Genomic DNA, 20,246 nt, shown 5'->3' on the forward strand with positions numbered 1-20,246 from the left:
CTGATGGCGCCCAGGTCGGACAGGACCTGGCGCTGCCAATCACTGAGGCGCCGACGACTCACCCCGCTCGCCCAGACAGGTTGACGGTTGCGGCGCCGGCCGCGCCGGCACCTGTCCCTACGGTGCTGTACTTACCGCTCGACTTCGAAGATTCCGGGGCCTTGAAATCCTCACCAAACAGTTCCTGCCATTTCTTCACGCTTTTGTCGAAGTCGGTCTCGTTGTAGGCGGCCTTCATCTCGGCGGCGTGGGCGTTGATCCGGTCGCGGAAGTATGCGTAGGTCTCCTGCGTCCACCGGTGGTCGAAGGAGGTGCCCGACCCGGATGGGTCCATAATCACCGGTTTAGTAGGGTTGGCCTGGAGCCACTTATCGAGGTCGGAGACAATGTGTACGAGCGCGGTCGGGAGGTCCGCGTAGTATCCAGCATCCAGGATCTTGCGCCAGCCCTCGACCTGCTCGCCCAGCAGGGTCGTGAGCAGGATGGACTTCGTTCCTGTGAACGAATTTTTGTGGTCGCGCAAGAATTTCATGATGCGGATTACCTCACGGAGGTGCGAACCGGCGATCTTGTCCTTCGTCTTCATCCAGTCGGTGAAGCCGTCGGTATTGGTGCGCTCCCACGTGTTGTCGTCGCGATTAATGATCCATTGAAATCCATCGGCGCGGATGACGAACGGAACGATGTCAACATGCATCGCGTTGTTCGCATAGTTGACGTAGACGCACCGGCACTTTCGGCCATGTGGCATGTCTTTGTAGGGTGACTTCTTATGGAGCACATTGTAGACGGCGTCGCCGTATTTCTTCAGGTCGAGCGCCCAGTCAACCTGCTCCGCCATCTGCAACATAAAGTCACCGTCAAAAGCCTTGCCGTTCTGTGGACTGATGATTGTCTTCTGGGGCCACGAGCCTTGCGGAATCTTTTTCTTGATCAGTGGGCCGAGGTGCTCGTCCTCCTTTAATAGGCCGTAAATCGTGTCGACGCGCTGACTCAGGAGGTCTAGCCTAAATTTTGACAGGTTGACGGTGTTTTCGAGAAAGTTTTTGAAGTAGTCCACGTGCTTCACGTTTCGCCTCCGGTGAGGTAGGTGTGGCGGCCCAGTGGTTGGGCTAGGGATTAGGTGTGTAAGGGCTTGCTAGATGCTCGGCGAACTTTTCGGTGTAGACAGGCCTCAGAGCGCGGATATGACTCTCGATGAGCCGGTCTAAAGAGGCCGAGCTGCTTAGGTCCATGGCAAGCTCAGGCAGGCGGGCGTCGAAGCGGGTAAAATTCTCATTGCCCACGAGGTGGATAGCCGTTCCCTGTGCGCCTCGGCTCGAAGCGGTGATCATCAGCGTTTCCGCAGATTCTGAGCGGCTACCCGATCTACCCCTGGTAAGGCTTTCGAAATGGTTCGTTCTCTGATCGACGGTGCCAAGGCTCAAGACATGGATGGCCTCCAAGGGAACTCCAAGCATGCTGACGGCCTCGCCGATCGCAACCACTGACGGATTGTTCGCCCAAACTCCGCCGTCGATTAGCTGCAGCTCGTTTGCTGTAGCCGCTGCTAAAAATCTCGGTGCGGAAGTTGTGGCCATGGCGACATCGACCATCGAAATCTCGCCGTCGCGGCGAAGCCGCATGTGATGCGGCGTCTTGAAGATATGCACCTCGCCTCGCCGGGCATCCCAGGATGGAATGATCAGTCGCTTTGTGCTCTCACCAAATCGACGAGGTCCGAATAGCCTGATAAGTGCCCCGCGCGATCCGTCGTCGAAGCGCGCCGAGTCCCAAATGCGCGGTAAGAGGTGCCACCTCGCTCGGCGGAAGCGCGGGAATGTGCCTTTGGCCAAGTCGACGCAGTGCTCGACGAGTTGAGCCGGCCGCATCCCTGCGCCTAGTCCGAGAGCAATAATGCCGCCTGCGGAAGTCCCGGCAATCAGGTCGAATGAATCGACAACTTTTAGGTCTAGGTCGGCTTCTAGCCGGGCAAGGACATGGGCCGTGAACAGAGCCCGCCCGCCGCCGCCATCTAGAGCGAGCACCTGAAAACGTTCGTGAGCTGGCAGGCGGGCGGCTGAACCCTTGTCTATATGGCCGGAGTCGCCGGTGATGTTGTCCTCCGAGTCGTAGTAGGAGATTTCCCGCACGAGCGTCACGCTGTCACGCGTTTGTTGCCAAGCGGCCTCATGGAGCAACGTTGCCCGGCGCGTGACTGCCGTCTCTCCTCGCTTGCGGGGACCAGGTGCATCGCTCGGTCCCTTCCTTGGCAACTCATCCGGTTTCGACTCCCAGGTGGTCCGCAGTCGGGGGCAGAACTGGATACACGGCAAGGCGACTGCAAACGGGCAATGGCTAATCTACGGCGAGGAGGTAGGCCGCCACCACAGTCAATCCAACTCTTGGCGAATTTATCCGGGCGGGCGACATGCGGGCAATCGCCTTCGCCCGCGTAGCTATCTGAGACGGCCCACTGGTCTCGGTGAGTCGGCTTGACGAGTAGTAGTTTGCGGGCCGAGTAGGCGACCTCGTGGGACGAGGGATCCGGGTTTGCTTGCCTAGGAGTGTGGCGGCGGCCGTCGGACGTCAACTTCGCGAGGAGGGCCCAGGTCAGGTGTATCGGCGCGTGCCGTCGGTAGCGTCGGACACGCTCCGCGGGCAAATCAGTGTCCCGGCCAAAATGTTCTGGAGGTGTACCGTCCATCCAGGCGCGGGTAGTGGTCGCTGGGCCGCAATCCAGTCCTCCTACTTGGGAGTGGGCAAGGCATGGCGATGAAGGCTGACACCATCGGTGCCAGGATCCGGTACTGGCGGATGCGGCGTGGCGGCATGACGCAGGCCGTTCTCGCCGGGCTGGCTGGCGTCACGCAGTCCTACGTCTCGCAGGTCGAGTCGGGTCGGAAGACCATCGACCGTCGTTCCACTCTGGTTGCTCTCGCTGCCGCGCTCCAGGTCACGGTGGCCGACCTGCTCGGCCAGGGCACCGAGTCCGGCGATCCGGCCCGCGAGAGCGCCGCCGAGTGTGTCCCGGCGATCTGGTCGGCCCTGATCGAGATCGAGGACGGCGAGCGCCGCGCGTCGACCTACACAACGGAACGCCTGACGGCCGAGATCGCCCGCGCCGAGCAGCTTCGCACCTCCTGCAACTACCCGGCGATGGCTCGTATGCTGCCCAGCCTCCTGCTCGAAGCCGCCGCCGTGGGCGGCAGCGTGCTCGTCCAGGTCGCCTACCAAGCCGCCACCTGCCTGCGGAACCTCGGCTACCGCCACTTGGCCCTCAACGCCGCCCGGTTCGCCGGGTCGGTCGCCGAAGACGCCGAAGACCCAGCATGGATCGCGGCCTCCCGCTTCGCCTATGCGCAAAGCCTGCCGATCGAATCCGCACCGGTCGCGGCCCGTGCCGCCGACCGGTCACTGACCGAGCTGCAAGCTGACGCCGCCGACGAACGGGTGCGACAGATGCTCGGACAGCTCCACCTCTCGGCCGCACTGACATCGACGGTCAGCGGACGATTGGATGTGGCTCGCGATCACCTTGCCGAGGCAGCGCGCGAGGCGGCAACACTCGGGGATCCCGTCGACGGGGCCGGCTTCAACGGCTGTGGGTTCGGCCCAACCAACGTCGGGCTTTGGGAGATGTCCATTGCGGCCGAGCAGGGCGATTCCGGTCGGGTCATTGAGCTGTCCCGGACGGTCCGACCGCAGGTGCTTGCAGCGTCGATCCGCCAGCAGTCCTACTGGCTCGACCTAGGTCGAGCCCTTGCGGACGGCGGTCGCCGAGACGTTGAGGCGCTGGCCGCATTCGTCCGAGCCGAACGGGCCGCGCCGGTACCGTTCGCGATCAATCCTCTCGCCCGCGATGCCGTGGTGACCCTGGCCCAGCGCGCCCAGCGCCGAGCCATCCCCGACGAGCTGCGTCTGCTCGCCGGCCGCATCGGCATCAACCTGGCCGCATGACTGGAAGTTGTCGAGCCTTCGAGCGGTTCTGCCCTGGCATTCGGCTTCGGAGCTGAATGTCCCGTCCGGACGGACGTGGTCGCCGTCATGCTTAATTGCACCAGCGAGGCGCATGTCCAGATTGACTTGGCATCTACGCCGGGCCGTGCTTGTGCTCATGACCTCGCGGCTTCCGCACGCTGTCCACCCCCGGGGCACTCCTCAGGCGGGGCGTAGGCACGAATGGTGCCGTTGTGCCGCGCAACTCTTCCGTCAGCGGTGAGGGCTACGGTGCGTTTACAGACGGGGCACCGGCCCCGCAGGTGCTGCGAGCGCTGAGTCACCTTGCCTCCCCAGGTGGGTCGTTGCGCGTCTTCACTTTCATCCGCCCGGCGATGCCGCCCATCATTGCCGATCGAGGCTCGGAAGCGCGCTGACCACGGAAGGTGCCAGACCGGCCCGGACGACGTCGAGCTTCACTGATGTGGCGCTCTGCGGGGTGTAGCGTCCAACCATGCGGGCGCAGCACTCCGACGCCGCAATCCAGTCCTCTACCTGAGGGTGGGCGTAGGCATGGTGATGAAGCCGGACACCATTGGTGCCAGGATTCGGTACTGGCGGATGCGCCGGGGCGGGATGACGCAGGCCGTTCTCGCTGGCCTCGCGGGCGTCACCCAGTCGTACGTGTCGCAAGTCGAATCGGGTCGTAAGACAGTCGACCGCCGCTCCACACTGGTCGCTCTTGCTGCCGCGCTCCAGGTCACGGTGGCCGACCTGCTCGGCCAGGGCACCGAGTCCGGCGATCCGGCCCGCGAGAGCGCCGCCGAGTGTGTCCCGGCGATCTGGTCGGCCCTGATCGAGATCGAGGACGGCGAGCGCCGTGCGTCGACCTACACAACGGAACGCCTGGCCGCCGAGATCTCCCGCGCTGATCAGCTCCGCAATGCGTGCAACTACCCGGCGATGGCTCGCATGCTCCCGAGCCTGCTTCTCGAAGCCGCTGCCGTGGGCGGGGCCGCGCTCGCTCAGGTTGCTTACCTAGCCTCCACCTGTCTTCGGCACCTCGGCTATCGCCACCTGGCCCTCAACGCCTCCCGGATATCCGTATCGGCTGCTGAGGACGTCGAAGATCGAGCGTGGATCGGCGCATCCCGGTTCATCTACGCGCAGAGCCTGCCGATCGAGTCCGCGCGCTTGGCAGCCAGAGTCAGTGACCGCTCGCTGGTGGAGCTTCAGGGAGACGCCGCCGATGTTCGGGTGCGGCAGATGCTTGGTCAGCTCCACCTCATGGCAGCGCTCGCCTCGACCGTGGACGCTCGCCCGGACATTTCCCGCGACCACCTCGCCGAGGCGGCACGGGAGGCTGCGAGTCTGGGAGATCCGGCGGACGGTGGGGGCTTCAACGGCTGCTGCTTCGGGCCAACCAATGTGGGTCTCTGGAAGATGTCCATCGCGGCTGAGCAGGGCGAGTACGGCAAGATAATCGAGCTGTCCCAGACGATCCGCCCGCAGGTGCTCAAGGCGTCGAATCGCCAACTGTCGTACTGGCTCGACATCGGGCGAGCGCTGGCGGACGGCGGTCGTCGGGACTCCGAGGCCCTCGCCGCATTCATCCGTGCCGAGCGGGCCGCGCCGATCCCGTTTGCCATCAACCCGCTGGCCCGCGATGCCGTGGTGACCCTGGCGCAGCGCGCCCAGCGCCGAGCTATCCCCGACGACCTGCGCCTGCTCGCCAGCCGTATCGGTATCACCCTGGCCGCATAACTGCCAGTAATCGCCCCGTCACCAATCTGCCCTAGTGTCTGGTTTTGGGGCGTGAGCACGTCCTGATGGCCTGGGACGGTAGCGGTTGATAGTGAGCCTCCCGGGCCTCGACCGGAGGAGGCGGGGATGAGCGGTCAGGACGACAACGCTCCGGAGAACACGGGTGAGGCGGCCGAGCGGGAGGCCGCCAAACAGCGCCTCCTGGTCCAGGCCGAGGCGGAGCGCGTACCCGTGGAGGACACGACCCGCGCGGTCCCGGACCGGCGGTGGCGGCGTGACCAACGATGACGTCCCGATCGGCCGCCGGGTGGCCCGCTGGCGGGTGCGGCGGTCGATGACGCAGCAGATGCTTGCGGACCGGCTGCGCAGGTCGAAGAGTTGGGTGGACAAGGTGGAGCGGGGCGTGCGCGCCCTGGACCGGTACTCGGTGATCCAGGAGTTGGCCCACGTCCTGCGCGTCGACCCGGAGGTGCTGCTCGGCCAGCAGCCCAGCACCCGGGCGGGCACCCCGGACGGGGTGGACGACATCCGAGCCGCGCTCGCCCGCTACGACACCCCGCAGGCCCAAGAGCAGACGAAAGCAGAAGTAAGGAGGCAGGTCGGCTACGCCTGGTTGAGCTACCAGCACGCGCACTACGGGCAGTTGGTGCGAATCTTGCCGGGCCTACTGGACGCCGTCCAGGGTGTGCAGACACCAGAGCTGCTGATGCAGGCGTACTGGATCACTTCGTCGCTGCTGGTGAAGCTCGGCGAGGCCGACCTCGGCTGGCTGGCCGCCGACCGGGCGATGTCCGCCGCCGGCGACGACCCGATCCTGGCGGCAACGGCGGCCATCTCGGTAGGCCAAGCGCTCCGCGCACAGAACCGCAACCACCTGGCCCTGGCCGCGCTGCTCCCCGCCGCGAACCGCATTCTCCCGGCCCCTTCCCACCTGGCTGATCATGGGTTTGGCGGGGTTCGGGGAGATCAAAGCGCCCGTCAACCTCATGATCAACGAAGCGAGGGTGAGCCGGCCCGGCAGCGGTCGGCGGGGGAGTGGGCCGTGGGTGGGGCGCTGCTGCTCCAGGCTGCCCTCGCCGCCGCCGGCTGCGGCGACACCCGCCGCGCCGACGAGCTGATCGATCGGGCCGCGGGGGTCGCCGCCGGGCTGAGGGGGTACGACGATGTGCACCGGACCAGCTTCGGGCTAATCGCCGTCGAGTTGGCGCGGGTGCTGGTGGCGGCGCAACGGGCTCAAGCCGTCGAGGCACTCCAAAGGCATTCGACAGTGGTGCGGCGGGAGGCGTGGCGGCGGTTGTCGGCCGAGTGTCGGGGCGCGTACCTGGTGGACGTCGCTCGGGCGTACCTGCAGGTGGGTGACCTGCGCGGGGCCGCGCGGGCCCTGGTGGACGCGGACAGTGTCGCGCCGGCCGAGGTCCGGTGTCGGCCTCTGGCGCGTACCGTGATCGCCGATGTTGCCCGCGCGCAGCCGGCGCCGGCCGGCGTGGTGCGACTGGCGACGTTGGTCGGCCTCACCCGCTGACTGGACGGCTGCGCGACCGCACTCTCACAGGCCGTGCTTGTGATTATCCCGCCAACGGGCACCGAGGCCATCACCATGCTTGATGCGCATCCTCTTACCGCAAGGCGGATCCTGATGATGCGCTGATGCGCGGTCCTGACCCCGATGCCCGACATCGCGGTCAGGACCACAGCCCGGGTCCTGCTTGACCGGCGATGGAAGCAGCTTCGCCGCCCCGGCCACCTCGCCTACTGCGGGCCCGCCCCGGTGATCCCACGACCTGCCACCGGTACAGGCCTCGGCGGGTCAATCCCGCCGCGGACTCACAGAATCGTTGTCAGCACACCCCCATCGACGCGTACCGCCGATCCGTTGATTGCGGACGCGGCGGGACTGGCGAGGAAGGTCACGGTGTTTGCGATCTCACTCGGTTCGATGAAGCGCCCCAGCAGGGAGGTCTGGTTGGCGCCGATGATCGCCACTTTCAGGTCGTCCTCCAGCAGGGATTGGGCATCGGCCAGCGACTTGACCGTTTCGGCGACGCCGGCGGAATATGTGGGGCCGCCCAGCACCGAGTTAACGGTCACCGCAGTGCCCTTCGTAAGCTTCGCCAGGCCGTTACCCACTGCGAGCATCGCCGTCTTGGACGTGCCGTAGTGGAGCATATCGGCGGGGATGTTGACGCCCGACTCGCTGCTCACGAACACGATCCGGCCCCACCCCCGATCGAGCATTGCCGGCATGAGGTGCCGCGCAAGCCGGACCCCGCTGAGCACGTTCACCTCGAAGTAGAGCCGCCATTCCTCGTCGGAAATGAGTTCGAAAGGTTTGAGCTCAAAGAGCCCGACGTTGTTGATGAGAATGTCAACGCTGGGCAGTTCGTCGCACAGCCTGTCGACGTCATCGTCAATCGAGAAGTCGGCTTGGATACCAGTGACGGATACGCGGGGCGCCTCCTGGCGCAACACTTCGACTGCCTCGGCCAGCTTTGCCGGGTCGCGGCCGTTGAGGACCACGTCGACGCCCTCGCCGGCCAGGGCCTTCGCGGTTGCGTAACCGATGCCTTGACTGGATCCGCTGATGAATGCGGTCTTGCCGCTGAGCTGCAGGTCCACGTGCTGTTCTCCTAGTGAGTGGTCGCCGACCGGTGCACCTGCCGCAAGTCGGCAGGCGCTCCTCTCGACCTTGCCGCAGACCGATGAGCATCTGATCAGCACCGCATGAGTGGCTGACGCTGGTGTGGTCGGACCGTTGGTACCCGCGGCCACGGCCAATTGATCCACCTGCGAGGAACGTCCCGCCTCGGGGTTCCTGGGTCTTTCGTACCGGTCCGCGGTGATGACCCACCCACAACCGGGCGCTCCGCATGGCGGCCACGGATACCGCCTCCGCACTCCACATTGTGGGTCGGAGCCGTTGTGAACGACGCTGGTTTGGCCGGATCGATCATCCGCTCCTCCGCCATCGCCCAGGATCACCTCGTCGCTGCTGGTGAAGCTCGGCGAGGCCGACCTAGCCTGGCTGGCCGCCGACCGGGCGATGGCCGCCGCCGGCCGGCGTGGCGCGACTCGCCACGCTGGTCGGGCTCACGAGCTGAAAGGTCGCCGTCCCTGCTATGCGCGGCCGACCCAGGTGGCGACGCACGCCTCGTTGCCCTCGGCGTCGGCCAGGACCCACCACATGGGTGCGTGCGCGTCGGAGACCAGGTGGCCGCCGGCGGCCAGGGCGGCGGCGATGCGGGCCTCTGCCTGATCGTGCGGAACAGCTATGTCGAGGTGCATGCGGTTGCGCTGTGGGCGCGCCTCGTCCGACGGTTGCAAACCGAAGCCCGGGCCGCGGCGCGACGGGTCGAACAGGTAGTCGTCGCCGATCTGCCGATAGCCGAGCAGCGCCTGCCAGAACGGCAGCACGTCCGCGCCGGCGAGTGCGTCAAGGGTGACGTTGATGAGTTGTACGGCGGTCGGGTCGGCGGAGAGGCCCAGCTCCTTGGCGGCGGCCGAGATGCGCCGGGCCAACGCGATGTCGCGCCGAGTCAGGCTCACCGTGACGCCGGTGCCGCGCAAGTCGACGATGAGGTGTTGCTGCTGGGCCTCGTCGGCGAGCCGGCCAACCTCATCGACGAGCGCGACGGCCGTGGACAGCGAGTCGGTCGGGAAGTAGGCCGAGACCAGATGGTAGAGGCAGCGCCAGTCCTCGACACCGTCGGCCGCGTGGAACTGCGCGGCCGTGATCTGCCCAGTCATGCCAGCGAACCTAACATCGGCGGCGCGACGGCCTCCTACTCGGCGGTTACCAGCTGAGTATCGGGTTTCCGGGAACGTGAGAATCGGGCATGTACCTGGGCACTGCTGGAGGGGAGACTCGGCAATGCTGGTAACTGGTTATCTCGGCGCGGTGCTCATCGGTGCCCTCGTCGGCCTGCTCGGCCGACTCATCCTGCCGGGGAGGCAGCGGATCGGCTTCTTCGCCACTTTCGTCATCGGCGTCGGCTCGGCGGTGCTGGGCACAGTGGTTGCTCGGGCGCTTGATATCGACGACGGAGCCGGCGTGAAGGTGTGGGTGCTGCGCTGGGACTGGGTGGTGCTCTCGATTCAGGTCGGCGTCGCGATCATCGCCGTGGCGCTGGCGAACATGCTCACCTTCACCCGGCTTGCCGGCGGCGACGCCAAGCCCCGTCGGCGAGTCCGCCGCAGCCAGGCCAAGGGCTGAACGAGCGGGAGCGGGCGAGCCACCCAGGTGGGCGCAACACGCGCTGCCCTGTCGTCGGCTGTCCCAGCTGACCTGTGCCGCGCCAGCGGAGGGACCACCCGTCCGAGTGGTCCCTCCGCTGGTTCGCTGGTGAGTAGCTAAACTTCAGGCTGGCAGTTCACCTGTGCTCTGCTGCGGCGGGCGCAGCCTCGGGAGGGTGTTCCAGCACCCTCTCGAGGAGCCGTCCCATCGGACGGCGCCTACTCGCAGAAGACCCGCACTGTGGCATCGGGGGAGTCCACCTCCACTGTCACCTCGTCGAGGTGCTCCACGAGCGCCTCCAACTGCTCGGGCTTGAGCTGCGTCAGGTCGATCGGCACACCCGACTCGCTGAGTGAGGCGTTGGCCTTGACCAGGGCCTGCGGCGGGATCAGCGCCGCCAGCCGTACACCAGCGCGCAGCAGTTGCAGTGGCACCCGCACGTTGACCCGCGACGGCTCGCCGTTGTCGGTGGCGTCCACCACCACCCGCAGGTACTTCACCTTGCCCTTCGGTCGGGCGTCGTGACTCACCGTCGCCGGTGCCTGGTCCCGTTCGAGTGCGGCGATGAGCTGCTCCGCCTCCTCGGCGGTGATCTTGCCGGCGGCCAGCATGTCGAGGATGTCCTTGCGTTGTTCGGTCATTCGAACCTCTCCTATCGGATAGCCACGAACACGGCCGTGCGGCCCTGCTCGATGTCGAAGCGGGCGCCGGGCAGCGCCGAGATGACACGCCAAGCGGCGCCGAGTGCCCGCACCACACCGATGCGGAACACGACGCAGGCCACGATCGCCGCCAACACGACCAGGACCACGACCGGGAAGAGCACGAGCGCCACGGGGAGCACCGGAACCCAGACGCGGACGGGCCGGCGGTCCGGGCGGTTTACCTTGACGGTCACCAACTGCGGCATCACGTCCGGCCCTCCAGCTCGGCCAGCGCCTCCTGCGCGGTGATCTCACCGCGGCGCAACCGGTCGATGATGTCGGCTCGCGAGGGCGCAGGGTCGGTCTCGACGAAGTCGAGCATCTGGGTGATCCGGTTGAGTCGTGACTTGATCGTCGGGTAGCTCACCCCGAAGATGCGTTCCATCTCCTTGATCGAACCGTGGCAGCGCACGAACGCCGTGACGAAGACCTGATCATCGACGTTGAGCTGAGCCAGTTGCGGCGGCTCGAACTCGCCCTCGATCGCCACGCCGTTGCTCGCCAGGCGCACCCGCTCGACGACGAACGGCTGCCCCCGCGTCAGGCTGGTCAGGTCCTGCCAGTCCATCGCCTGTTCTGTCATACCTAAAGTTGTACCTTAAGAATCCTCAAGTTCCAAGAAGTTGATCTTAACTTTCTTAAGGTCGCGCTGCGGTCGAAGGGTGCTGCTCGCCGGGCGCCCAGCGGGATCGTGATCGTGACCCGGCTGCCTGCGCGGGCCGCCACTAAGATGCCGGGATGGGTAGGTTTTTGGCGCTCTTCAACGGCGCGGCTGACGAGGCCGACAAGGCCGACCTCACCGAGCAGCAGCAGACCGAGTTCATGAACGCGTGGGCGTCATGGGCGCAGGCCAACGCGAACGCCATCGTCGACCCCGGCGCTCCCTTGCACGCCAAGAAGCGGGTCACGGCGCGAGGTGTCGAGGACTTCACCGACGCCCTGATCGCCTACGCCGTCGTGGAAGCGGGCTCGCACGACGAGGCGGTCCAGATCTTCTCCGGGCACCCGCACCTGGGGCTGTTCGCGGGGAACTCGATCGCCGTCCTGGAGTGTCCGCCGCCGCCCAGCTGACACGCGCGCCGCCCACGATCCACTCGCCTTTACGGACGTCGCGGTGTCCCTGCTTTTGGACAGGCCGACGTCACTGACGTAGGGACAGGATGCACGTCCGGATCACTCGAAGAACTTGATGCTGAACCCGGTGTCGGCCGTCGGGCCGGGCACGTTGGCGCGGCGGTAGGTGGTGTTGCCCCACCAGCAGAAGGTGCCGGTGTACCAGTAGCGGTTCGCCCAGGAGTACGCGGTGCCCTTGGGCACCCCGTGGTACATCAGTGGGAACCTCGGCCCGGCGGGTGGGCTGGTGGCGATGTCGCCGTTGAGCAGCACGAAGCTGTGGTGGCCGGGCCCGTTCACGTGCAGGGTCGGATCCCAGCCGGCCATCATGGTGGCCCGGTTCGAGCCGAACAGGCAGCCGTTCGACTTGTACCAGTCCCACACGTACGTCGGGTCGCCGCCGGCGCGCAGCCGCAGGTCGGCGAGGCAGTACTGGTCGCTCCAGCTGCCGTTGGCGGAGTAGACGATGTGGAGCTGCCCGTTGGGGTCCCTGATCGCCTCGGGGGACTCGTTGATGAACGGGTTGCCGACCACGCGCTCCCAGCTCTCGCGGGGCTGGGAGATGACGTGCCGGCCACCGGTCGGGGTGAGCGGGTCGCTCATCCGGCTGAGGTAGATGTTCTGTTCGACGTTGGTGTCCCCGGCCCAACCCGACCAGACGAACCACCGCTGCCCGTTGAAGGTGAACAGGCTGCCGTCGATGGCCCACCTGCCGTCGGGCAGCGCGAGCTGCCGCTCGGCCGTGTAGCCGCTGGCCGGTGACGCCGAGTGGATCGCGTACATGCGGTGGGCGGTGCCGCGCCCGGCCGAGAAGTAGATGTAGTAGCGGCCGCCATCGGTGACGATCTCCGGGGCCCAGACCTCACCGAGGTTGCGGCTGTCCGTCCAGACCTGCCGCGCGGGTGCGGCGGCCAGCGCGTCGGGAGAGGCCGCCTGCCGAACGGCGATCCCGCCGTTGACCGACTGGACGGAGATGTAGGTGCCGCCGACGCGGATCACGCTGGGATCGGCGGCTCGCAGGCCGGTCTGCCCGGCCGCCGCCGGCCCGGCCCCGAGCGGGGACAGGCCGGTGGCGAGCACGACGGCCAGCAGGACGGAGAGGAGTCGCGGAAGGGTTCGGCTATCCCGGATCTTCGGCCGCCAACAGCCCCGTCCACGCCTGCTGGGCGTGATGCATGCCTGTGGCGAGCGGTGAAACCGCGATCCGACGGAAGTCCGACGTTGGGTGTCCGTCCGCTCACGCAGGGTCCAATCTGGAAGCCGGTTCGCCATGAGGGCGACCGGTACACAGAGGACAATGGAGGGGCGCGGATGCTGGTCATCGCCGAGGAGAAGGACGCCTACCCACCGAACGGTCAGATCCCCAACCTGGAAACCGACGAGAAGGCGTGCGGCGACATCCTGACCAGGATCGAACCCCTCCTGCCCACCGACCGTCGGGGAGAGGTGGTCGGTGCCCTGGTGAACTGGTCGGAGAGCGCGCTCAAGCCAGGCCAGAGCTTCGGTACGTGGGCCGAAGCCATCACCGCCGCGACCAGTTACGCGCAGCGCGAGGCCGCGCTCACCACCGACAACAGTCAGCGGCGTCGTGACCAGGCCGTCGACGACGACGAGTTGGTCAAGCTCAAGGCGGCGGTGGGGAGTACGGGCAAGACCGGCGACCCGCAGATCGCGTTGCGCGACGAGAGCCGCAGGTGGGCGAACTGCGGGATGGCGGCGTTCCAGATTCGCGAGAAGTTGCACGCCGCGGGCGGAAAGCTGGCCCGCGTGTCGAGCGAGACCTACGGGACTGGCGGCGGCGACGCGCTCAAGAAGGCGCTGTTCGTCAAGCCGGTCAGCACCGCTACCGTCCTGCTGCTCGACTGCCAGTTCCCGCAGGTGCACAACTTCATCATCGAGGTGCACCACGACGGGTCGCGCTACCTTGCCCAGGGCTACCAGGGCACGTACTTCGCCCACTGGTGGCTCGGAATCAACGACAGCTACTCCTCCAAGAAGCCCACGCCCCAGATTCTCGCTCTGCGTGAACGGTACGGGTTGGGTCGGGCGATCAGCCCGCAGGATTACGCGACCCTGCTGGACGGCCTGGTCGCGGCCGTCTCGTCCGACTGGCAGGTGACCGCCAACCAGTGGCCGACGTTGCCGTTCAACCCTGACCGGCAGGAGGTCGACGGGATCCGCCGCCGGTCCGGATCGCCGACGCTCCTCGTCGAGGTGTTCGAGCTGGGCAAGCCCGCAGCGGCTCGGGCGGCGCTCGGTGACAACGGCGTCGCGTCGCTCAGCGAGCTGGCCACCCGAGGAATGACAACGGCCTGACACGGTGTCGCCGTTCGGCACGCAGCCGCGTCCGGAATCGAGGCCGGGCAGGGCGTGACGGTCATGCTCGATGTGCACCACCCGAGCTGTCGGTGTGGCCGCATCCCGGCAGCCGCTGCGCCTGCCTGGCTCGAAAGGCTAGGAGCGCGGCAGGATGCCCACGAGCGATGTGACGATGGCGAGCCGCAGGGCTGTCCGTAGGTCGACGTGGTGGACCGCGAGCGCCGGCTCGGATTCGTAGACGGCGAGCAGGCTCGGCGGCGGCGAGGTGTAGGCGGACAGTGCGCCACCCATGATCAAGGTGTTCAGGCAGAACAGTTCGGCGTTGTCGCCGACCTCGGGCAGGTGCCGCCGGACGAGGTCGGCCATCACCGCGAGCTTGCCCAGTGCGGCCCGCTTGTGCCGGCGGGCCACCTCGACCGAGACGTTGTGCTCGAGCACGCCGCCCTGCGCGCCGAAGAGATCACAGAGCACCGTCTGGGCGGCGAGCGACCGGCTGAGCACGTCCGCCACCTGCTCCGCCCGTTCCATCGCCGGCCCGCTCAGGTCGACACCGTGGGCCAGCTCCTGTTCCAGCTCGGCCAGCCAGGTCGTCGTCCGGTCGTCCAGCAGGTCGAGCAGGATCGCCTCGCGGGACTCGAAATAGCGCAGCACCGCCGTCTTTGCCAGGCCGACCCGCCGGCTCAGCTCGTTCAGGGTCACCTCGGCCACCGGCATCTCGTCGAGCATCGCCGAGGTCGTCTCCAGGATGGCCCGGCGCCGGACCTCACGCTGCTCCTCGCTGCGTGCCCGCTGGAACGTCATGACGCCAACCCTAGCTTAGGTACCGGCGGTCCCTTGACAGCGTACCGGCGGTACCTTACCGTTCTGGCATAAGTTACCGGCGGTACATAAGGAGTCTGACATGAAGTGGACCGAGCAGCAGATTCCGCGCCAGGACGGCCGGGTCGCAGTGGTCACCGGTGCCAACACCGGGCTGGGCTTCGAGACGGCACGGCGACTCGCCGAGCGCGGGGCATCGGTAGTGCTGGCCGTGCGCGACACGGAGAAGGGCAGGCTGGCCGCCGCCCGGATCAACGGCGACGTCTCCGTACGGGAACTGGATCTGGCCTCGCTGGAATCGGTGCGCGCCGCCGCGGCCGGCCTGCGCGCCACCCACCCACGGATCGACCTGCTGATCAACAACGCCGGCGTGATGTACGTCCCGAGGCAGACCACCCGCGACGGCTTCGAGCTGCAGTTCGGCACCAACCACCTGGGCCACTTCGCGCTCACCGGCCTGCTGCTCGACCTGCTGCTGCCCGTGCCCGGCTCCCGGGTGGTCATTGTCAGCAGCAACGGCCACCGCATCCGCGGCGCCATCCACTTCGACGACCTGCAGTGGGACCGTTCCTACGGCCGGGTCGCCGCCTACGGCCAGTCGAAGCTCGCCAACCTGATGTTCACCTACGAGCTGCAGCGCCGGCTCGCCGCGCACGGCACCACCGTCGCGGTGGCCGCACACCCCGGCATCTCCAACACCGAACTGCCCCGCAACGTCCCGGCGGTCGTCCGCCGACCGCTCACCTGGATCGCCCCGGTGATCACCCAGCCCGCGACGGCGGGCGCGCTGCCCACCCTGCGGGCCGCCACCGACCCGTCCGTCCTCGGCGGGCAGTACTACGGCCCCGACGGCCTGGCCGAGGCGCGCGGCTACCCGAGGCTTGTCACTTCCAGCCCCGACTCGTACGACGTGAGCGTGCAGCAACGCCTCTGGGCCGTCTCGGAGGACCTCACCGGCGTGCGGTTCCCGGTGGGCCGGGTAGCCGTCACGGCGTGACCGTGCCAAGGGCGGTACCGCGGCTTTTGTGGCCCATCACAACTCCATGATCGACCCGGCCGGGGCGGTTGGGCGCCGAGGCGTGGCGGGCTGGGCGGGTGGGAGTCAGGGCGTGGCGGGCTGGGGTGCGGGGGTGAACGGGGCCAGGAGCAGGTCGGTGAGGCGCCGCCTGGCCTCCTCGTCGCCGCTGAACCGCAGGGCGCCCGACTCCGTCGCCGCCGCCATGGTGATCTCCTGGCCGCAGACGGCCCGAAGGGTGTCGATGTCGGTGGTGAGCGCCGCATCGGGGTCGGACGCCGTGCCGCGCCGGAGCTGCACCGTCCCGCCGGCGACGTCGGCGAGGTACGTGTCGGAGTCGATGTGGAACGCGTAGCTGCCGGCGAGTGCCGGCGCGCGCGCCGGGTCGAACGCGGCCTTGATGCTGAGCAGCAGGGAGTCGACGCCGAGGGGGCCGTCGGGAAGTTGGGGGGACTGGCTTCCCCAGCGTCCGAACTGAAGGAGGACCGGCTCCAGGTCGCGGCCCCATTCGGTCAGCTCGTAAAGGTGGACCCGCGTCGGCGGGCCCAGGTCCCGCCGCCGCACCACGCCGTGCTCGGTCAACTGGCGCAGTCGCTGGCTCAGCACGTTGGGGCTCACCCCGGGTAGGCCGCCGAGCAGGTCGTTGAACCGCCGGGGGCCGAGCAGAAGGTCGCGTACCACCAGCAGCGCCCATCGTTCCCCGATGATGTCCAGTCCACGCGCGACACCGCACGGATCTCCGTAACTGCGCATGCCGCTCATGGCGTCCACCCTACCTGGATCCTCATTTAGGAGTATCACTTGTTCTTTAGGAGTTGGACCCCTAGCGTGGCTCACATGAGCCTGCCGAAGTGACGTGAAGCTGGACCCCGGGGCTCACCACACCATGAGGGCGAGGACGACTTGCGCAAGATTGTCGTGTCGATGTGGATCACGGTGGACGGGTTCGTCGCCGGCCCCGACGACGAGATGGACTGGCTGCTGGTCGACGACCACCTGCAAAAATACGAGCGGGCCCTGGTGGACAACGCCGGCAGCCTGATGCTGGGCCGGATCACGCACGCCGACTTCGCCGGCCACTGGCCGTCGACCGCGCAGAACCCCGACCAGCCGGACGCCGTGCGGGGGTACGCCCAACGCCTCGACACGTTGGAGAAGATCGTCGTTTCCGCCTCGGGAAACACCGCCACCTGGGCGAACACCCGGCGACTCTCTCGCCTCGACGCCGACGGGATCACCGACCTCAAGCGTGAGCCCGGTGGCGACATCGTGGTCTACGGCAGTCTCACAGTGATCCGATCCCTCGCCGATCTCCGGCTCATCGACGAGCTGCACCTCTTGGTGCACCCCGTGTTCCTTCGTCGAGGCAGGGCGCTGTTCGACGGTGGTCAGCCGCCGGCACGACTGGAGCTGGTGTCCGCCGAACCCTTCGCCTCCGGAGTCGTCCTGGTGAAATACCACCCCGCCTAGGTGCTCACAGGTGGGCGACGACCACCCGGGTGGCCTGGGCGATGAGGGCGTCGTCGGGGGTGACGTCCTTCGTGTCGCGGCTGGACAGCACGGCGAGCACGATCGGGGCCCGGTCGGGCGGCCAGATCACCGCGATGTCGTTGCGGGTGCCGTACCCGCCGGTCCCGGTCTTGTCCCCGACCACCCAGCCGGCCGGCACCCCGGCGTGGACCAGCGCCGCGCCGGCAGCCGTCGGACCGAAACCGCCATCGTCGGCCCTCCTGCAGCGCCGTCGGTCAGGGCAGGATCTCGACGTACCCGTCGCTGCCGTGCACGCGGATCCGCTGCCCGTCGCGAATCAGCCGGGTGGCGTCGAGCACGCTGACGACAGCCGGCAGGCCATACTCCCTCGCGATCACCGCGCCGTGCGTCATCAACCCGCCGACCTCCGTCACCAGGCCGGCGATGCCGACGAACAGGGGCGTCCAGCTCGGGTCCGTGTGGGCCGTGACGAGGATGTCACCCGCTTCGAGGTCGGCCTGCGCCATGTCCAGGATGACGCGGGCGCGTCCTTCGACAGTCCCGGAGGACACCGGCACACCGGCCAGGGCACCGGCCGGCACGTCGTCGCGTCGGTACGCCCCGGTGATCGCCTCACCGTCGGAGGTGAGCACCCGGGGCGGGGTGAGCGTCTGGTACGACCGGAACGCGTCCCGGCGCTGCCGGATCAGCTCGTCGTCCACCCGGTGCGTGCGCGCGACCTCGTGGAACTCCTGGAACGTGAGGTAGAAGACGTCTTCGGCCTCGGTGAGCACCCCGGCGCGTACCAGGCGTTCGGCCTCCGCGAGCAGGGCCTGCTTGTAGGCGAAGTAGCGGCTGACGATGTCGTACTTCGGGTACTCCCGATAGCCGATGAAGGCCCGCACCTGGTCGATCATCCGCGCGGTCTCGTCGGCCTTCTGCTGCCCGTCCGGCAGCGCCCGCAGGCGCGTCAACACCTCCTGCGCCTGCCGCTGCGCCTGCTGTCGGCCCTGTTCGAAGCGCCGCCGGGCCGCGCCCGGCTCGAAGAGCTTGACGTTGTCCAGCAGCACGGGCACCAGCGTGCTGGGGCGTTCGCTCCACCGCGGCCTGGTGATGTCGATCTCGCCGACGCAGCGCATGCCGTACCTGTCGAGGTACGCCTCGATGGCGACGCGCGCCTCGGCCCCGCCCGCGACCTTCGGCAGCTCGTCGAGGAAGTCGTCGTGTGCGACGTCCTGGAGGAACGCCACCACCTCCGGATAGGGACGGATCACGTCGGCGACGTCGAGCAGCGCCAGCCCCATCTCCGACGTGATGTTGCCGGGCGCGGAGAGCGTGAGAGTGTCCGCGGCGTTCTTCTCGCCCAGCCACTCGTGCAGCCGGTCGTTGAGCCACCAGGTGGCCTCCATGCCGGCCATGATCGCCTGCATGTTCAGCGGATCACCGAGGACCCGCTTGTGCTCCTGGAAGGCATCCAGCAGGAAGTCGAACAGCGCCGTACCGGTCACCGTCGCGATGTCGCGCCGCAGGGCGGCGATGGACGCCTCGCTGCGCTCGACCAGCTCGGTGACGATGGCCGGATCGGTCTCGATCGAGGTGGACGCGCCGCCGGTCGTCGGCTTACCCGGACCGCCCTGCTCCGGAAGCGTCGGAATGAAGTCCCGGCGGTCGATCAGGGTTTCCAGCGCGTCCTTCATCAGCGGGTCGTCGCGTCCCGCCATAGTGAGGAAGCCGGCGCGGCTGGCGGGGGAGGCCAGCAGCCGGGTGGCGTCGACGAACAACCTCCCGCCGGCCGCCAGCATCGGGGCCATGGCGGTCAGCTGCCACATGGAGAGCCCCAGCGGTCGCATGGCGTCGGTCATCATCTGCTGGTGACCGACCGAGAGGTAGACGTGGTTCTCCTGGTCATCGGCCACCGGGATGGGAAACAACGTGGTGATCGGTCGGCTCTGCACGATCTGGAAGTCGTCGCCGACCAGGCACCACTCGATGTCCTGCGGACGGCCGAAGTGCGCCTCGATCCGTCGCCCGAGCCGCACGAGTCGCACCACCTGAGCCCGCGTCAGCGCCGGCTGCTCCTGCCGCTGCGTGTCGATCTCCACCTCGCGAGTGCCGCCGCCGGGCAGCGCGGCGACGGCGCGCTGCTTCGCGGCGACAGTGCCGGCGACGACCTCGCCGTCGCGCACCGTGAAGACGTCCGGGTTCACCAGGCCGGACACCAGGGCCTCACCGAGGCCGAAGCTGGCGTCCACTGTCGCGACCTTCCGGTTGCCCGTCACCGGGTCCGCGGTGAACAGGATGCCGGAGGCATCCGGAAAAACCATCTGCTGTACGACGACAGCCATCTGAACCGTGCGGTGGTCGATGCCGTTGCGCAGGCGGTAGATGACGGCCCGCTCGGTGAACAGCGACGCCCAGCACCGGCCGACGTGCCGCAGGATCGCCTCCGGCCCCACCACGTTCAGGTAGGTGTCCTGCTGCCCGGCGAAGGACGCGGTGGGCGTGTCCTCCGCCGTCGCGCTGGACCGCACGGCGTAGGCGGCCTGCTCGCCGAACCGGGCGAGCGCGCCGGTGATCGCGGCGGCCAGGTCGCCCGGGATCGCGGTCTCCTCGACGCTGCGGCGGATCTCCGCGCTGAGCGGGCCAATCGCCTCCCGGTCGTCCGGGCTCAGGCGCGACAGCTCATCGAGTCGGTCGTCGATCGACGGCGTCTGCGCCATGATCCGCCGGAAGGCGGCCGTCGTCACGCAGAACCCCGCCGGCACCCGAATGCCGTCGATCCGGGACAGCGCGCCCAGGTGCGCGGCCTTGCCACCGACAATTGACACCTGCGTCTCGTCGACCTCTCGAAGATCCAACAGCGGTGCCCGGTCGTCGCGGCCCCCGTCCATCG

At 67.8% G+C, this 20,246-nt stretch carries 20 protein-coding genes and 1 pseudogene; 9 read left to right on the plus strand and 12 right to left on the minus strand.

Annotation, left to right across the window (positions count from 1 at the left end):
• Nucleotides 1-58 precede the first annotated feature (58 nt).
• Complete coding sequence (locus tag KBX08_RS15940; RefSeq protein ID WP_210784239.1) at nt 59-1,069, minus strand: cyclic GMP-AMP synthase DncV-like nucleotidyltransferase; 1,011 nt, start codon at nt 1,067-1,069, stop codon at nt 59-61.
• A 43-nt stretch (nt 1,070-1,112) separates the two neighbouring features.
• Nucleotides 1,113-2,132 carry a CBASS cGAMP-activated phospholipase gene (locus KBX08_RS15945; protein ID WP_210784240.1) on the minus strand — a complete coding sequence of 340 codons (1,020 nt, stop codon included), beginning with the start codon at nt 2,130-2,132 and terminating at the stop codon, nt 1,113-1,115.
• Nucleotides 2,133-2,754: 622 nt separating this feature from the next.
• On the opposite strand from KBX08_RS15945, the gene KBX08_RS15950 reads away from it, so the two are divergent.
• From KBX08_RS15950 to KBX08_RS15965, 4 genes are all read left to right on the plus strand, one after another.
• The gene (locus tag KBX08_RS15950; RefSeq protein WP_210784344.1) at nt 2,755-3,939 is read left to right on the plus strand and encodes a helix-turn-helix domain-containing protein; all 1,185 of its coding nucleotides are present in this window, start codon (nt 2,755-2,757) and stop codon (nt 3,937-3,939) included.
• A gap of 558 nt (nt 3,940-4,497) precedes the next feature.
• Complete coding sequence (locus KBX08_RS15955; protein WP_210784345.1) at nt 4,498-5,682, plus strand: helix-turn-helix domain-containing protein; 1,185 nt, start codon at nt 4,498-4,500, stop codon at nt 5,680-5,682.
• 126 nt (nt 5,683-5,808) lie between these two features.
• Complete coding sequence (locus tag KBX08_RS15960) at nt 5,809-5,970, plus strand: hypothetical protein (protein ID WP_210784242.1); 162 nt, start codon at nt 5,809-5,811, stop codon at nt 5,968-5,970.
• Entirely contained in the window at nt 5,957-7,204 is a 1,248-nt protein-coding gene (locus KBX08_RS15965; RefSeq protein WP_210784244.1) for a helix-turn-helix domain-containing protein, read from the plus strand. The genes KBX08_RS15960 and KBX08_RS15965 overlap by 14 nt, the downstream gene beginning before the upstream one ends.
• A gap of 302 nt (nt 7,205-7,506) precedes the next feature.
• Here KBX08_RS15965 and KBX08_RS15970 read toward each other — a convergent pair whose 3' ends face one another.
• Together KBX08_RS15970 and KBX08_RS15975 are read right to left on the minus strand one after the other, a co-directional pair.
• Entirely contained in the window at nt 7,507-8,298 is a 792-nt protein-coding gene (locus KBX08_RS15970; protein WP_210784246.1) for an SDR family NAD(P)-dependent oxidoreductase, read from the minus strand.
• 498 nt (nt 8,299-8,796) lie between these two features.
• Nucleotides 8,797-9,426 carry a VOC family protein gene (locus tag KBX08_RS15975; RefSeq protein ID WP_210784248.1) on the minus strand — a complete coding sequence of 210 codons (630 nt, stop codon included), beginning with the start codon at nt 9,424-9,426 and terminating at the stop codon, nt 8,797-8,799.
• A 124-nt stretch (nt 9,427-9,550) separates the two neighbouring features.
• On the opposite strand from KBX08_RS15975, the gene KBX08_RS15980 reads away from it, so the two are divergent.
• A complete protein-coding gene (locus tag KBX08_RS15980; protein ID WP_210784250.1) occupies nt 9,551-9,892 on the plus strand; it encodes a GlsB/YeaQ/YmgE family stress response membrane protein in 342 nt (113 codons plus the stop codon).
• A 239-nt stretch (nt 9,893-10,131) separates the two neighbouring features.
• Here KBX08_RS15980 and KBX08_RS15985 read toward each other — a convergent pair whose 3' ends face one another.
• From KBX08_RS15985 to KBX08_RS15995, 3 genes are read right to left on the minus strand one after another with little or no spacing between them, the layout of a single operon-like run.
• Nucleotides 10,132-10,554, minus strand: a complete 423-nt coding sequence (locus tag KBX08_RS15985) for a hypothetical protein (RefSeq protein ID WP_210784252.1) — start codon at nt 10,552-10,554, stop codon at nt 10,132-10,134.
• An 11-nt stretch (nt 10,555-10,565) separates the two neighbouring features.
• Entirely contained in the window at nt 10,566-10,823 is a 258-nt protein-coding gene (locus tag KBX08_RS15990; RefSeq protein WP_210784253.1) for a hypothetical protein, read from the minus strand.
• Nucleotides 10,823-11,200 (minus strand): DUF2089 domain-containing protein, encoded by a 378-nt coding sequence (locus KBX08_RS15995; protein ID WP_210784255.1) that lies wholly within the window; start codon nt 11,198-11,200, stop codon nt 10,823-10,825. The genes KBX08_RS15990 and KBX08_RS15995 overlap by 1 nt, the downstream gene beginning before the upstream one ends.
• A 155-nt stretch (nt 11,201-11,355) precedes the next feature.
• On the opposite strand from KBX08_RS15995, the gene KBX08_RS16000 reads away from it, so the two are divergent.
• Nucleotides 11,356-11,688, plus strand: coding sequence for a hypothetical protein (locus KBX08_RS16000; protein WP_210784257.1), 333 nt, complete (start codon nt 11,356-11,358; stop codon nt 11,686-11,688).
• 102 nt (nt 11,689-11,790) lie between these two features.
• On the opposite strand, the gene KBX08_RS16005 is transcribed toward KBX08_RS16000, so the two are convergent.
• Nucleotides 11,791-12,810 carry a glycoside hydrolase family 43 protein gene (locus KBX08_RS16005; protein ID WP_307850563.1) on the minus strand — a complete coding sequence of 340 codons (1,020 nt, stop codon included), beginning with the start codon at nt 12,808-12,810 and terminating at the stop codon, nt 11,791-11,793.
• Between the two features lie 231 nt (nt 12,811-13,041).
• Between KBX08_RS16005 and KBX08_RS16010 the strand changes: the two genes are divergently transcribed.
• Entirely contained in the window at nt 13,042-14,046 is a 1,005-nt protein-coding gene (locus tag KBX08_RS16010) for a hypothetical protein (RefSeq protein WP_210784261.1), read from the plus strand.
• 138 nt (nt 14,047-14,184) lie between these two features.
• On the opposite strand, the gene KBX08_RS16015 is transcribed toward KBX08_RS16010, so the two are convergent.
• Nucleotides 14,185-14,850, minus strand: coding sequence for a TetR/AcrR family transcriptional regulator (locus KBX08_RS16015; protein ID WP_210784263.1), 666 nt, complete (start codon nt 14,848-14,850; stop codon nt 14,185-14,187).
• A gap of 100 nt (nt 14,851-14,950) precedes the next feature.
• Between KBX08_RS16015 and KBX08_RS16020 the strand changes: the two genes are divergently transcribed.
• A complete protein-coding gene (locus KBX08_RS16020; RefSeq protein WP_210784265.1) occupies nt 14,951-15,865 on the plus strand; it encodes an SDR family NAD(P)-dependent oxidoreductase in 915 nt (304 codons plus the stop codon).
• A gap of 105 nt (nt 15,866-15,970) precedes the next feature.
• Here the strand turns inward: KBX08_RS16020 and KBX08_RS16025 are convergent, their stop codons facing one another.
• Nucleotides 15,971-16,645, minus strand: a complete 675-nt coding sequence (locus tag KBX08_RS16025) for a helix-turn-helix domain-containing protein (RefSeq protein WP_210784267.1) — start codon at nt 16,643-16,645, stop codon at nt 15,971-15,973.
• A 141-nt stretch (nt 16,646-16,786) separates the two neighbouring features.
• Between KBX08_RS16025 and KBX08_RS16030 the strand changes: the two genes are divergently transcribed.
• Nucleotides 16,787-17,353: a dihydrofolate reductase family protein gene (locus tag KBX08_RS16030; protein ID WP_210784269.1), complete on the plus strand. Its 567-nt coding sequence runs from the start codon at nt 16,787-16,789 to the stop codon at nt 17,351-17,353.
• A 4-nt stretch (nt 17,354-17,357) separates the two neighbouring features.
• On the opposite strand, the pseudogene KBX08_RS16035 reads toward KBX08_RS16030, so the two are convergent.
• Nucleotides 17,358-17,576, minus strand: a pseudogene (locus tag KBX08_RS16035) (serine hydrolase); the annotation flags it as partial.
• A 52-nt stretch (nt 17,577-17,628) separates the two neighbouring features.
• Nucleotides 17,629-20,244, minus strand: a complete 2,616-nt coding sequence (rph, locus tag KBX08_RS16040) for a rifamycin-inactivating phosphotransferase (RefSeq protein ID WP_210784271.1) — start codon at nt 20,242-20,244, stop codon at nt 17,629-17,631.
• Nucleotides 20,245-20,246: the final 2 nt, after the last annotated feature.

Source organism: Micromonospora sp. H61 (assembly GCF_018070325.1).
Taxonomy (GTDB): Bacteria; Actinomycetota; Actinomycetes; order Mycobacteriales; family Micromonosporaceae; genus Micromonospora; species Micromonospora salmantinae.

What these genes read in the sequence shown, in the direction of transcription:
- KBX08_RS16020 (WP_210784265.1), top strand. Translation starts at nt 14,951, where the DNA reads ATGAAGTGGACCGAGCAGCAGATTCCGCGCCAGGACGGCCGGGTCGCA.
- KBX08_RS15955 (WP_210784345.1), top strand. Translation starts at nt 4,498, where the DNA reads ATGAAGCCGGACACCATTGGTGCCAGGATTCGGTACTGGCGGATGCGC.
- KBX08_RS16000 (WP_210784257.1), top strand. Translation starts at nt 11,356, where the DNA reads ATGGGTAGGTTTTTGGCGCTCTTCAACGGCGCGGCTGACGAGGCCGAC.
- KBX08_RS15995 (WP_210784255.1), bottom strand. Translation starts at nt 11,200, where the DNA reads ATGACAGAACAGGCGATGGACTGGCAGGACCTGACCAGCCTGACGCGG.
- rph (WP_210784271.1), bottom strand. Translation starts at nt 20,244, where the DNA reads ATGGACGGGGGCCGCGACGACCGGGCACCGCTGTTGGATCTTCGAGAG.
- KBX08_RS16015 (WP_210784263.1), bottom strand. Translation starts at nt 14,850, where the DNA reads ATGACGTTCCAGCGGGCACGCAGCGAGGAGCAGCGTGAGGTCCGGCGC.
- KBX08_RS15950 (WP_210784344.1), top strand. Translation starts at nt 2,755, where the DNA reads ATGAAGGCTGACACCATCGGTGCCAGGATCCGGTACTGGCGGATGCGG.
- KBX08_RS15985 (WP_210784252.1), bottom strand. Translation starts at nt 10,554, where the DNA reads ATGACCGAACAACGCAAGGACATCCTCGACATGCTGGCCGCCGGCAAG.
- KBX08_RS15980 (WP_210784250.1), top strand. Translation starts at nt 9,551, where the DNA reads ATGCTGGTAACTGGTTATCTCGGCGCGGTGCTCATCGGTGCCCTCGTC.
- KBX08_RS15990 (WP_210784253.1), bottom strand. Translation starts at nt 10,823, where the DNA reads ATGCCGCAGTTGGTGACCGTCAAGGTAAACCGCCCGGACCGCCGGCCC.
- KBX08_RS15960 (WP_210784242.1), top strand. Translation starts at nt 5,809, where the DNA reads ATGAGCGGTCAGGACGACAACGCTCCGGAGAACACGGGTGAGGCGGCC.
- KBX08_RS16025 (WP_210784267.1), bottom strand. Translation starts at nt 16,645, where the DNA reads ATGAGCGGCATGCGCAGTTACGGAGATCCGTGCGGTGTCGCGCGTGGA.
- KBX08_RS15975 (WP_210784248.1), bottom strand. Translation starts at nt 9,426, where the DNA reads ATGACTGGGCAGATCACGGCCGCGCAGTTCCACGCGGCCGACGGTGTC.
- KBX08_RS16010 (WP_210784261.1), top strand. Translation starts at nt 13,042, where the DNA reads ATGCTGGTCATCGCCGAGGAGAAGGACGCCTACCCACCGAACGGTCAG.